Below are 15,018 nucleotides of genomic sequence, written 5' to 3' on the forward strand. Positions count from 1 at the left end.
TTGATAATGTTCATTCTACTTATATTTAAGTGAAAAGAGGTCGTAGAGATGAGAAAACGTTACAAAGCGGTTAGCTTGCTATTGACGTTGTTGCTAGGGGTACAGCTTGGCTTGCCATCGGCAGCCGTATTCGCGGCTCAAGAATCGGACGTGTATTTCAGAGATTACAATGATGGCAACATCGACGGATGGGCTGCAGCTAAGGGGACCACTACTTTTTCGGCGGATCAAGGTGCTGTTAAGGCGGTGACACAAGGGGTTGTTATTTTAGCAGACCAAGATTCACCTCAGGTTGCCAATGCTGAATATGAGGTGAAGTTAAAATTTAGTCAGCCTGCCACACGATTTGGACTGGTCTACCGATTCGTCGATAGCAATAACTACAATGTTATCCAATATGATGCGGGTTCTTGGGGCTGGGATGCTATGAAAGGAGGGACGGAATCGTATGGAAATATTACGGCTCCTAGTTTTACCTTTGCTGCTGACCAACAGTATACCCTCAAATTGCGCTATGAGAAAGGTAGCGTAGCTTTATCGATCGATGGCAATAACGTGTTTACGACGAGTCTTCCCTCATTATCGACAAGTGCAGGGAAGATTGGACTACGCAGCTGGTTTAATAACAAGACCCTATGGATTGACGATGTGAAGGTAACTCCAATTGTATCCACTGATCCAGTACCGAGGCCGATTACGATTACAGAAACTTTAAGCTCGGATACGATGAAGGTTGAAATCGATAAAGAGTTCCCACGGGTTAAACAATACACATGGTTAGACAGCGGCGCGGAAATGTATGGACAGTTAAATGGATTTAATGAGATAAAAATCAACGAGAAGTCCTATTTCGTAGTCGCTTCTGATTTTAGTATAAAAGCAGCAGATGCCACTCATGGTGAGTCTGCAGCCTACACGCTTCAGATTCCAGAAATTAAAGTGAATCTCAAAGTTGAAATGGAGGTTCAGGATAACATTCTTCAGTTCAAAGTGGCCAGCATTGAAGAGAATGGTACTGAAAAAGTGAGAACGATCGAATTCCCTGATCATGACCTTGTCTCTGTAATTGGAACCCAGCCTACAGCGCAGGAAACGGCTGTCCGGATAACTGGGGGCTGGAACGTTGTACAGGACGAATTTAACGATCTTAAGACAGGAGTAGCAGACGTGAGTGGGGGTCGTGCATACGCATTCGTTAACTCCGACGTCTTAGCTGCGAGTGTAATCACCAATGTAGTAAATGGTTTTGATAAGGTACGTATTAAGGTAGGCGATGATACAGCACTCCATACGAAGAAAGCAGCGTTATCAGGAGGCTCATGGGTTTATCGTGGAAGTACTGTGCTTGATCCGGAGCCACTGCCATGGGCTAAGGTTGTACTGACTCCAGATGCGAATGGAGACAAAGTTGTTGACTGGCAAGATGGAGCTATTGTATATCGTCAGAATACGGATGCTCCAACCGGCAGTGAAATGATAAGGGACAATATCTCTTATATCAGCATGAACATCGGATCTACTACAACTTCTCCGTTCTTGCGTGCTTTTGATAATGCGAAGAAGATCTCTAATCTCACGGATGGCTTTGGACAGCTGATTCTATTCAAAGGATATCAAGCGGAAGGTCATGATGACTCTCACCCAGATTACGGCGGTCATATCGGTATCCGTCAGGGTGGAGTGAAGGATTTTAATTATATTTTGAGTGAAGGAAAGAAATACAATATCCGCGGCGGTGTACACATTAACGCAACAGAATACGCGCTGGATGCTTTCGGCACCAAAATGGAAAATATGAATCAGCCATTGAGTAAAGGTTGGGGCTGGCTGGATCAAACATTCTATGTTAACAAAACCAAAGATGTGGAATCCGGTGAATTAAAAAGACGTCTGGATATGCTGAAAAGCGACACAGGCGACAACCTATCGTTTGTATATGTGGATGTATATGATGGTGCCGATTACAATGCGAAGAAACTCGCAGATTATATCAACGGTAACGGCTGGATGCTCGGTACAGAATTTGCAGGACCTCTGTTTGAGCAGGCCTCTTGGGTTCACTGGGGAACAGATCCGGGGTACCCGAACCAAGGTGACGACAGCAAGGTAACCCGTTTCCTACGGAATCAATCACTGGACGGCTTCTTAACAACCCCTTTACTGAAAGGGAATAAGCAGGTAGGCGTGGGTTATTGGCAGAACAGTGCTCCATTCTACAGCTACCAATCAACAAGTGCGGCATTCTTCAATCACAATCTACCAACAAAATATATGCAGCATTTCCCGATCATCAAGATGACCGATAACCGTATCGATTTTGAAGAGAAGGTTGTAGTTGAACGTAAGCAGGACGGTAAGATCCATTTAAGTAAGGATGGTCGTGAAATCGCTATCATGACAGATAGCAGCAACATTAGTGACAGTACGGTCTTTATTCCATGGAGTCCTGAGACAGAAGATAAAATCTATCACTGGAATCCAGCAGGTGGCCAAACGACTTGGAGTCTTCCAGAATCATGGAGTAACGTAACGACGGCACAGTTGTATAAGCTGACAGATTTAGGACGTGAGCATGTTGGCAGTGTAGAAGTAACTGGAGGTAAAGTCACACTTACCGCGCAGCCGGGGATTGGTTATGCCCTGTATAAGACAACAGCTGCTGAAGAGCCGGAAATGGCATGGGGCGAAGGGAGTTCGGTAAAAGACCCTGGCTTTGACAGCCAAACATTCGGCAGCTGGAAGAAATCTTCCACAGCCACAAGTGATGATCACATTAAATTTGTGAAGAACAGTAACGCCGATGACCAGCTTCAAGTGAAGGGTCCTGGTGATGCAGTAATTCAGCAGGAGATTACCGGACTTACACCGGGCAAGACGTATTCTGCATCAGTATGGGTGAAAGTGGATGGGAAACGCACCGTGGAAATCGGTGTGAAGCAAGGGGCTGACAAGGTTGTCAATACACTGGATAACACAGAGCATGGCTTTTTAGCCCAGCAGCATAAATATGTGAGCACGAACTTCCAGCGGATTAAGGTTACCTTTGATGCGGTTAGTGAAACCGCAAATCTCTATTTGAATGTAGAAGATGGAAGTTCGACGGTAACCTTTGACGATGTAAGAGTATGGGAGAATCCAACCAAGACAGACGCTGGTAATTCTGTATTGTTCGAGGATTTCGAGAACGTTGATGAGGGCTGGGGCCCCTTTGTTTATTCTAAAATAGGTCCAGTTCGTACGCATTTAGTTGAAAAAGGCGACAATCAGATCATGAATTATGTTCTGGATGGAAAGTGGTCGCTTAAAACGAATGAAGAAGCAACCGGTGAATGGCTGCGTACATTGCCTCACACGCTCCGAATGAAGGAGGATAACCGCTACCATCTGACGATGGACTACAACTCGGATGAGACGGATATGTACACAGTGGCTATTCGAGTGAAGGAGAATGGGGTAGTTCGTGATCTGGTGAGTGAGAATTTGAAAGAAGGACGCAGTACGCTGGATCTGTCTTTTACAACCGAAGGGGTGAAAGATGCCTATCTGGCCATTATCAAAAACAAGCTGAACAGTCAGAAGGAGTTAACCGGTACGCTGGTGGTCGATAACATTCGCGTCGATGATGAGGGTGCGATCGTTCCGGAGGAAGGTGTACTTGTTTCGACTATTACACTAACGCCAAATAAGATGGATCTGAACAAAGGACAGTCTAGTTCCATTAGCGCTCTAGTTAAACCAGCAAATGCACACGACCGGACACTGCTCTGGACTTCTGACCAGCCGGAAATTGTATCGGTGGATCAGGCCGGAAAAGTTACTGCACTTCAAGCGGGAACAGCCATCATTACTGCTACCGCAAAGGATGGAAGTAAAAAAAGTGCAACCTCGACGATTAATGTGTATATGCCTAACACGCAAATTCCACAATCGCAAATGACTGCAACGGCGAGTAGCTTCCAGCCTGGAGGTGAAGCGAGTCTTGCACTCGATGGAGATATGTCTACAATCTGGCATACGAAATGGACCCCGGCACACTTACCGGAATCCATTACTTTGGACCTCGGAGGTAAATATAACATTAATCAATTCAATTATTCACCTAGAGTATCTGGAACCAATGGAACGATTACAAGCTATAACCTGTACACGAGTGTTGACGGAACGAATTTCACAAAAATTGCAGATGGATCATGGTCCCTCGATCAGACCACAAAAATTGTTCGCTTTACAGCTGTAGAAGCAACACATTTGAGACTTGAGGCTATAGAAGGCGTGGGTACCTTCGCATCTGCTGCCGAACTCAATGTGTTCAAGACGGAGGATGAGGCAGAAGCAGTAAAAGTCACAGGCATCGCTATGGATAAAGAACAGCTAGAGATTAAAGTAGGCAGCACGGGCGAATTGAACGCTGTGATAGAGCCTCTGAATGCTTCGAATAAAAAAGTACTTTGGAGCAGCAGTGATGAAGCTGTAGCAACCGTTGAACAGCAAGAAGGTCATGCTCTAGTTAAGGGATTGAAGGTAGGCGAAACCGTAATTACGGCAACGACAATGGATGGGGGCTTCTCTGCGACCAGCCGTGTCATCGTAACAGAAACAGACGGTGAGTTAAAAGCTTCCTCTACTTTGACAGCGCCAAGTCAAGTTCAGCCAGGAGAAGTGTTCAAAGTTCAATATGGACTACGGAATCTGTCTGATAAGATTTTTGCGCAGGACATCGCCCTAGAATATGCCGCGGATGTTATGGATTTCGTTGAGGTGCGTTCGTTAATTAGTGGGGTAAGCGTTATTGATTCAATCAACAGTACTCCAGGTAAACTTCGCTTTATTGTAGCAAGTGAAGGTGCGACCCATGGAATTAGTAACAGTGCAGATGTCCTAGAACTAACCTTTAAAGCGAAGGAAGTTAACCAAACGGTGAATGGGGCAATCGCCGTTAAGAGTGCAATCATTTCAGATGATCAGGGTAAAGAAATTTCGGCAGCGAACTCTTCCGTAAATATCGAGATTGGTAAGAAAGGAACGCAAGGCGACATCAACGGTGACGGTAAAATAACGATCGGGGATCTGGCGATGGTAGCAGCGCAGTATGGCAAGACTTCAGCAAGCCCTGATTGGGAGAAAGCGAAGAAAGCAGATATGAACGGTGACGGCAAAGTTGGATTGGAAGATTTGGTTATTGTAGCTCGCAAAATTGTAGAGTAATCAAAGTCATAGGCCAGGTACATGTGTGAGTAACTAAACATGATGTACCTGGTTTTTTTCAAAATTGATGATTTGACTAGTAGGAGGATGACAGATGAAAAAATGGTTGTACGGCTTTACAGTTTTTTGTCTAGTGCTTTACTCTACTCCACTACCATTTGCAGCAGCGGCTGAAGCAGAGAATGCTAAACCAAAAGTGATACCAAGTTTACAAGAGTGGACTGGTGGTAGTGGTTCTTTCAAGATGACAGCTAATTCCAGAATCGTAATTCCCACCGACGAATGTTTATGCCAACTACCAAATACCGCAGAGGTCTTTCAAGAGGATCTTAAGGAATTAACCGGATACGATTTACCGATTGTTCAAAATAAGCCTGCTTCTAAAGGGGACTTCCTGCTTAGGCTCGATAAGACAGCTGATGAATCGATTGGCAAGGAAGGCTACTACTTTGAAGTAGGAGATTATGTGGAAATACATGCAAACACCGAGACTGGTGTGTTCTATGGAACAAGAACGGCACTACAAATTTTGGAGCAAGATCCTGAGAAGGCAAGCATTGTAAAAGGGGGAGCGAAGGATTTCCCTAAGTATGGAGAACGCGGTTTTATGCTTGATGTAGGACGCAAGTTTTTCACGATTGATTTCCTGAAGGATTACGCCAAATTTATGTCCTATTACAAAATGAATGATTTCCAGCTCCATCTGAACGATAACGAGATTTTTAAGGATAACAGCAGGGAGCATTGGAACAAATATACGGCTTTCCGTTTAGAAAGTACCAAGTACCCGGAATTAACGGCAAAGGATGGACACTACACGAAACAGGATATGCGTGAATTGCAGGACATCGCCAAAATACGGGGGCTTAACATCACGCCGGAAATTGATACCCCCAGCCATGCTCTTTCATTTACAAAGGTTAGACCAGATCTGGTTAAGGATAATTTGCCTGTCGATCATCTGGATATTACACGTCAGGAAACGGTCAATTTCATCAAGGATGTGTGGGACGAATATTTAGATGGGGAATGGTTTGATTCAGAAACGGTTCATTTTGGAGGCGATGAATTCGCACCTAATGATCGGACTACATTTGAGAAGTATCGCGAGTTTTTGAACACGATGAACGAACACTTAAAGAGCAAGGGAAAGAAATCAAGAATGTGGGGCAGCTTGAATGCATTCCCGGGTACCACGGTAGTAGATAAGGATATAGCCGTAAACGCCTGGAATAACGGTTGGCAAGATCCGGTAGCATCGGTGAGAGATGGATTCAAAATTATCAATACGGTGGATTCCACGCTCTACATTGTACCGAAGGCTGGATATTACCATGATTATCTGGATTCTCAGTGGTTGTTTAATAACTGGGACCCAACGAACTTTGGTGGAAATACGAAGCTGCAGGAAGGTGAGCCGAACCTGCTCGGTGCGATGTTTGGGGCCTGGAACGATATGATGGGCAAGAAAGTAAGTGAGGCGGACGTCCACGATCGTGTGAAGAAAGCGATGCCTGTCCTTGCAGAAAAGATGTGGAGAGGCCAGTCCACGGACAGCACATTCACCGAGTTCCAGCAGTTGTCAGCGAAGCTAGGCGAAGGTCCTGGAACGAATTTATTACATGAAGTGAATACGGCCACTGATCTTGTTGTTCATTATCCATTTGAAGAAGGCGCGCAGACGGTCTCTGATCAGTCCGGAAATTCCTATGATGCTACATTAGGAGCTGGCGTTACTCGCGTGGATGATGGAAAAACAGGAAAAGGCGTACGGTTTGCAGGGACTTCAGATCATATTCAAACACCGCTGCAAATAAAGGGCTTCCCTTGGACGGTCTCCACGTGGGTTAAGCTTAATGATCAACAAGAAGCAGATGAAAAAATACTGATGGAATCCGAATATGGTGCAATTAAGCTGAAGCAGAAAGGGACACCAAATGCCGGATTTACCCGAGAGGGCTATGATTACAGCTTTAATGCAGCGATTCCAGTTGGGCGCTGGGTACATGTTGCCTTCAGAGGAGATCTAAATGGAACTTCTTTGTATATTGATGGGGATCTAAAAGGTTCTGTTGCTGTAACGACAATGCTACCTGCGGCTATAATCGGCAGTTCATCCAAAGCATTCACTGGACTACTGGATGAATTCAAGATTTTTAATCGGGTACTATCAGGAAAAGAAATTGCGGAGGAAGCAGGATCACCCGCTTGGACCATCAATTTAGCTGCTCACAAAACAGCAGTAGCTTCTTCCGTCGAAGTACCTCAATTTCCGGCTAGTCTTGTAGTGGATGAGGTTGATACGGGTGTTTCTCGCTGGTCCTCTAAATATACCGACAACGAGTGGATCTATGTTGATTTAGGCCAAAGTACTGACATTAGCAAGGTTATTTTCAAATGGGAAAGTGCTTATGCCAAAGGCTATAAAGTTCAAGTATCCGATAATGCGGAGAACTGGCGGGACGTTTACACGACTAACGCTGGCGTTGGCGGAGTAGAGATTGTCAAATTCCCAACTGAACAAGCGAGATATGTCCGAATGTTAGGTACGAAGCGAGTGGGAACCTATGGTTACTCCATGTATGAATTTGAAGTCTACGCTCCTAACCCAGAGGATCCTGTAGAAGTTCCAGCGCCTGTGAGATATTCAGCGAGCTTTGAGAATAACTCGCTCGAAGGCTGGGAGCATGTCATCGGTAAAGGTGTCGGACGTATGGAGCTTGTAGAAGCACCTGATCAAGCGGGTGAGCGTGCCGTTAAGTTCACCTCGAACAGTGTAAATAATCTGTTTATCGATCAGCAATCTCCGAGCATTGGAGATGGTGAGATCGAGTTTAAGATTACACCGCAGAGTGATGTTATCCGAACGGGTGTTATTTTTCGCTATGTCAATAATGACGCTTGGGCTTCAATAGGATTTGATCAAGGTGCTTGGTACTGGGTGAACGCTCAGGATTCGTACGGTTTATTGAGCAATGCTCAGGCCGCCAAATTGAAAAAAGGCACAACATCGACCGTAAAAGTGAAGTTTGAAGGGAAACATGTAACGCTGATTATCAATGGAACGACTTATTTCGATGATGCTATTGCACAGATCCCAACAGACGCTGGGAAAATGGGGGCTAGAGTATTCGGTCCTTCAGTTACCGTGTTTGATAATTTTATGTACAGCAATAACGTTCCTGAAGTTCCGGTAACCGGTATCAAGCTGGATAAAGCTGAGATTTCGATGAAGGCCGGAGAAACACAAACGCTAAGTGCCTCCCTTCAACCGGGGAATGCAACAAATAAACAGGTGACCTGGAGTAGCAGCGATGCCGCTATTGCGACTGTTCAAGTTCAAGGCGGGAAGGCTGTCGTAACTGCGTTAAAGGCAGGTACCGCTGATATTACTGCAACTACCGTATCCGGCGGATATAAAGCGGTGAGCAAGATTACGGTGGCAAGGGAGGTTCCAGGTGAAGCAGCAACAAGCTTAGCTGCTCTGCAAACCATTCCTTATGGTCAGAATTTCGATATAACGTTAGGCCTACACAATGTTACAAAGGCGGTGTATGCACAAGATATCACGATTGCATTCGACGCTTCACTAATGGATTATGTATCCGCTAATGCGTTGGTGGACGGCGTGAGTATCCTTGAGACGAAGAATACAGAAGGCACTGTACGTCTGATTCTGGCTAGCCAAGGTTCAGGGAGTGCGATTAAAGGGGATGTTGATGTAGCTAAGATTACCTTTAAGGCTAAGGATCTGACAGAACCCCAAACCGGACGTATTACTGTAAAGCGTGCAACGCTTGGGGATAGCGAAGGACAGGAAACAAGCGCAGCTACTTCCTCGGCTCAGGTGGAGTTTACAACAACAGTGCCAGAACCTTCTAAGGATTTGAATGGTGATGGCAAAGTCAGCATCGGCGATCTGGCTATTGTCGCAGCTAACTACGGAAAGAGTTCTGCAGACCCAGATTGGGATAAGGCGAAACGGGCAGACATCAATAGTGACGGCAAGGTCGATCTGACGGACCTGGTACTTATAGCTAAAGATATTGTGATTGAATAACAATAGCAACTTGAATCCAAGCGGCAAGACAAGGAATTCAAACTACAGTGGAGGCTGTATCCTGTCTTGCCGCTTCATTTGAATGGAGGGAATGGATTGAGATCAATTTATAATCGCTTTGGTATGTGGATGCTGGCATTGATGATCCTTATGGTTACAGGGCTCATGATTCGCCCGGAAACCGCCCATGGTGCTTCTGTTGGTAACATTTCTGACTTCGTAAAGAAAGATAATAACACGTTTGAGATTACGTCAGGCTCTGACAAGATAAAAGTGATTTTTCAGCGGGAGGATATGTTCCGGATTTGGCTTGGTGTGAACGGGCAATTCAAGGAATTGACAGGAAAAAGCGCGGAAAAGCCGATCGAGCCAATCGTCATCAAGGATGATTTCGGACCTGTTAATGTAAAGTGGTCTGATGAAGGTACGTATTACAAGATGGAAACAGGAAAATTCGTGCTGAGAGCCTACAAAAATCCGTTGAAGTTCGCCATGTACAAAAGTGACAACCAAACGGTGGTGTGGGAAGAATCTGCTAGCTTGAACTATAACGGACAGTCAGCCTCACAACAGCTTATCCGGGGTGAGGATGAATATTTCTACGGCGGCGGTATGCAGAATGGATTCTTCAATCATCGTGATCGCAAAATTACTATCGCTAACAACTATGGGGATTGGGGAAGCGGCACAGTTTCGAATCCTGCGCCATTCTACTTGAGTACTGCAGGATACGGAGTGCTTCGAAACACTTTTCAAAGCGGTACTTATGATTTTGATTCGACCGTCAAGCTGACGCATAACGAAAATCGGTTTGATGCTTATTATTTCTACGGTGAGACAATGAAAGATATTTTGAACGCTTATACAGATCTTACAGGTAAACCATCCTTGATTCCTCGTTGGGGTATGGGACTTGGTGATGCGGATTGTTACAACAGAGATCCAGAAAAGACCTCCGATGTCGTTAACCTTATTGCTAAAAAATATCGGGAAAATGATATGCCTGGAGCCTGGATTTTACCGAATGACGGATATGGTTGCGGTTATACGGATCTAGGCAACACCGTTGACGAACTACATAAGGAAGGTTTCACTACCGGACTATGGACTCAAAATGGTGTTGATAAAATTGCGCAAGAAGTTGGCGTAGAGGGTACAAGGCTCGCTAAACTCGACGTTGCCTGGGTGGGACCTGGATACGATTTCGCCCTGGGTGCCAGCAAACAGGCGTTTACAGGAATTGAAGATAACTCTGACGACAGAGGTTATGTCTGGTCCGTTGGTGGCTGGGCAGGTACCCAGCGATATTCTACCGTATGGTCCGGAGATCAGTCGGGCAATTGGGAATACATTCGATTCCATATCCCGTCGATGATCGGAGCAGGGCTATCTGGGATGCCGTACTCAACCGGAGATATTGATGGGATCTTCGGAGGAAGCGCTAAAACCTACGTTCGAGACTTACAGTGGAAGATCTTCACTCCAATCCTGATGAACATGTCTGGTTGGGCAGCCAAAGATAAGCAGCCTTGGGTATGGGGAGAACCTTATACGAGCTATAACAGGGATGCATTGAAGCTAAGACAACAATTGACACCATACTTGTATACCTATCTCAATGAGTCTTACGAGTCCGGGGCTCCGATCATGCGGGGAATGATCTATTCTTATCCGAATGATCCGAACTCCAAAGGAACTTTAACACAGTATCAATTCATGTCTGGGGAATCGTTTCTGGTTGCGCCAGTATATACCGACACGACTATGCGAAACGGAATATATCTTCCGAAAGGAAAATGGATCGATTACTGGACAGGAGAAGAACATTACGGTTCAAAAATGTTAGACGAATACAATGCTCCACTGGATCGCTTGCCGCTTCTAGTAAAGGGCGGGGCTATCATCCCGATGTATCCTGAATCGTTATACGACGGTCAGGTTCCTCCTGATCCAATTACTTATGATATTTATCCTTATAAATCGTCAAGCTTTAAGATGTATGAAGATGATGGTATATCGAAGGAGCATCGTACAGGCAAATTTGCCAAAACATTAATAACCTCCACCGCTCCTGAGCAAGGGAGTGGAGACTTGATTATCAAGGTTGGAGCAAGCGTAGGTGACTATAAAGGCAAATTGGAGTCACGTAAGAATCAGTTTACAATCCACATGCCAGATCACCCGGAGGCTGTTTCTGTAGATGGAACATCCTATCCTGAATTGCAGTCCAAAGCAGCATGGGATGGCGCAACAAGTGGCTGGTACTATGCTAAGCAAGATAAAGGCGGCATCCTGTACATTAAAACACCATCCATATCCACTGATAAGGAATTTATTGTGAAAGTCGCAGGCTTTACAGCAGATACGACTCCACTTGTAGATGCTGTCAAAATTGAGCTGCCTCAGGTGGACACAGACCCAAGTCGTATTCCGCAGGAAGATATGATTGCAACTGCAACGAATGCGGCTTCGGATACGCCGGCAGCTAATGTGCTGGATGGCAGCTATGAATCGATATGGCTTTCTTCAGCAAATGCTGGAAGTAAGCAGAGCATCACTTTAGACCTGGGGATTAAACAGTATGTGAATAAAATGAAATACTTGCCAAGACAGTACGGTGGCAAAGACGGCACAATTACAGGTTACAAGCTGTATACGAGTATGGATGGAACCAACTATACGCTCGTAAGCAGTGGACAATGGAATGATGACAAACTAGAGAAGACGGTGAATTTTGATACAGTTGAAGCTGTTTTTGTGAAACTTGAAGCGACAGAAGCTGTTGGGGGTGTCGTATCTGCTGCAGAGATCAATCTGTATCGTGATCTATCACAGCCTTCACCGACAGTGATACCTAAAAATGAGATGACAGCCTCAGCGAAAAGCTTTCAGCCTGGTGCGGAAGCAGCTAAAGCGATTGATGGGGACCGGAATTCCGCATGGCATACGAAATGGGATGGATCCGATAAGCTCCCGCAATCCATCATTCTCGATTTAGGTAAGGTTCGCAATGTTAGCCAATTCCGGTATGCACCACGTCTGGATGCTGGGAACGGAACCATTACCTCATACAACCTTTACGTCAGCACAGATGGAGAAGCATATACGAAGGTATCCAGTGGTACCTGGCTCAGAAACAACTTGAAAAAATACATCCTTTTCGATAGTGTTTCCGCCCGCTATGTGAAGCTTGAAGCAGCTGTTGCACTTGGAGGGTTCGCTTCGGCTTCGGAGGTCGATGTCTATGAGGCGCCGAAGGTAGCTCCTGAAGTTCGATTGATTTCAGAAGGTAAACCTGCTACAGCGGACAGTGAGGATCAAGCGCATCCGGCTGGCCTCGCTAATGATGGGAATGTGGACACATTCTGGTCAGTAGCGGATAAGAACAATAGCCATAGCTGGACGGTTGATCTCGGTATGATGCATTCCATTAAATCCTCCGAAGTTTCTTTTGAACACAGTAACAAGGCTTATCAGTACAAAATTGAAGTTCGGGAAACCGCGAACTCCAATTGGATTACAGTAACGAATCGAACGAATAATCAGGAAACTGGCACCATTCAGGATACATTTGGAAGCCAGGGTAGATTCGCTAGAATTACGATCACCGGACTGCCTGATGCTCAATCAAAGGCTGCTATTCGTGAATTCAAGCTGTTCGGCATCCCGCTGGAAGACGGACAGAAGGTTACTGGCATAAAGCTTGACCGTGAGACACTCTCACTTAAGGCGTTGGACGCACCGGTTCAATTGAAAGCGAGCATTGAGCCTGAGAATGCCGGTAATAAGACAGTTAAGTGGGTAAGCAGCGATCCTGGTGTTGCCAGCGTGGACAGTAAGGGAATGGTCACACCAAAAGGGCAGGGTACGACATCGATTACCGCGACGACGGAAGAAGGCGGATTTACAGCAACAAGTGTGGTGACGGTTACTGGACAGAGCAACCTAACCGAAATTCCGCAAAGTCAAATGAGTGCAGAAGCTACGAGCTATGAAGCAGGCGAAAACGATCCGAATTTGGCATTGGACGGCGATCCGGATACACATTGGCATACGAAGTGGTTCAACGTTGATCCACTTCCGCAATCAATAATGGTGAATCTGGGCGGAAAGTATACCATCAGCAAGCTAGGATACTTACCTCGGCCGGATGAAGGCAATGGCACAATTACTGCTTACAACGTGTACACAAGCACCGATGGTGTGAATTACACGCTCATGACAAGCGGGAACTGGCTGCGAAGCAAACAGCTCAAGGAAGTGAATTTCGCTCCGGTGGAAGCGACTCACATTAAGCTGGAAGCTGTAAAAGGCGTGGGTGAATTCGCATCCGCAGCCGAGATTACAGTGTATCAAGTGCAGCAGGAAACGGCTCAAGTGCAAGCCGTATTGAGTGCTGATGCATCCGTTACTTCCGGCAAGCCTTTTGTTGTCCGGTATGATGTGAACAATATCTCCGGGAAGGTATTTGCACAGGACATCACCATTCAGTACGATGCTGACCGCATGGATTATGTGTCCGCTAAATCACTGATCCAAGGTGTTGCGATTGTTGAAGAGACAATTAAAACACCTGGAAAGCTTCGTTTGATTATGGCGAGTGAAGGTGCGGAATACGGATTAAGCGGAAATCAACAAATTGCCGAGCTGACATTCCAGGCAAAAGAAGTATCTGAGACGGTTAGAGTTAATATCAGCGTGTCAGAGGTACTGCTAGGTGATGAAGACGGAGCAGAGACCGCAACTGCACCAGCTACAATCTCTGTAAAAGTGAAACCAGAACAAACAGGAGTCACAGGCGATCTTAACGGCGACGGAAAAGTCAGCATTGGTGACCTGGGTATCGTTGCTGCACACTACGGCAAAGATTCATCAAGTCCTGATTGGCAGCAAGCGAAGCGTGCGGATATGAATGGTGACGGTAAGATCGATATTACAGATCTTGCTCAAATAGCGAAACAAATCGTAACTCAATAACACACGCTAACATCCTGAACAAAATTTAAAAGATGAAGGTGAGAAGAATTTGAACAGTAGTCGATGGTACAAAAAGGCGGTAATGATGACCATTATCGCCGTGGTTTTAAGCTGTGTATCTTTTACGAACCCTGTAGTGAACGCAGATGCATCTGATCCTACGCCTTCTGCTATTTTAGTAGGGAGTAAGAAGGTTGTTGCGCCGGGGGAGTCTTTTACCGTGAAGTATGGGATCACCAGTGTCTCCAGTGATGTGTATGCACAGGACATTACCTTTGAATTTGATCCGGCTGTCATGGAATACCTTCCAGATTCAATCCGCTCTCTGCAGGAAGGCGTAGTTATTATCAATGAACCATCTACAAGTACTCCCGGTAAGCTACGGGTTCTCTTGGCAAGTTTGGGTAGTCAGTATCCGATTACTAGCGATGCTGAAATTGTTGAACTTGGTTTCAAAGCAGCAGATGTAATACAAGACACAGAGGGAGTTATCCGGCTTACTCAAGCGATAATAAGTGACAGTCAAGGGGAAGAATCCGTGCTCCAACCGGCATCCTTAACCATTCAGATCACAGTAAATACAGGATTACCTGGAGATCTTAACGGCGACGGCAAAGTGAGTATCGGCGATTTAGGAATCATGGCCGCGCATTACGGTAAGGATTCCTCCAGTCCAGATTGGAGTAAGATTAAGCACGCAGATCTGAACAAGGACGGCAAAATAGATATTACTGATCTTGCTGCACTTGCGAAAAAGATTGTGGAGTAGTAGGTTG

The 15,018-nt window shown here is 45.6% G+C and carries 4 protein-coding genes; all 4 read left to right on the plus strand.

Annotation, left to right across the window (positions count from 1 at the left end; translation table 11 throughout):
• Positions 1 to 48 precede the first annotated feature (48 nt).
• The 4 genes from MHI27_RS09180 to MHI27_RS09195 all read left to right on the plus strand — a co-directional run bounded on the left by MHI27_RS09180 (position 49) and on the right by MHI27_RS09195 (position 15,011).
• A complete protein-coding gene (locus tag MHI27_RS09180; RefSeq protein WP_405176078.1) occupies positions 49 to 5,205 on the plus strand; it encodes an endo-alpha-N-acetylgalactosaminidase family protein in 5,157 nt (1,718 codons plus the stop codon).
• Between the two features lie 94 nt (positions 5,206 to 5,299).
• The gene (locus MHI27_RS09185) at positions 5,300 to 9,265 is read left to right on the plus strand and encodes a family 20 glycosylhydrolase (RefSeq protein WP_405176079.1); all 3,966 of its coding nucleotides are present in this window, start codon (positions 5,300 to 5,302) and stop codon (positions 9,263 to 9,265) included.
• A gap of 96 nt (positions 9,266 to 9,361) precedes the next feature.
• Positions 9,362 to 14,242, plus strand: coding sequence for a discoidin domain-containing protein (locus tag MHI27_RS09190; RefSeq protein ID WP_405176080.1), 4,881 nt, complete (start codon positions 9,362 to 9,364; stop codon positions 14,240 to 14,242).
• 49 nt (positions 14,243 to 14,291) lie between these two features.
• Positions 14,292 to 15,011 (plus strand): cohesin domain-containing protein, encoded by a 720-nt coding sequence (locus tag MHI27_RS09195; RefSeq protein WP_405176081.1) that lies wholly within the window; start codon positions 14,292 to 14,294, stop codon positions 15,009 to 15,011.
• Positions 15,012 to 15,018 lie beyond the last annotated feature (7 nt).

Source organism: Paenibacillus sp. FSL H8-0261 (assembly GCF_045040645.1).
Lineage (GTDB): Bacteria > Bacillota > Bacilli > Paenibacillales > Paenibacillaceae > Paenibacillus_AQ.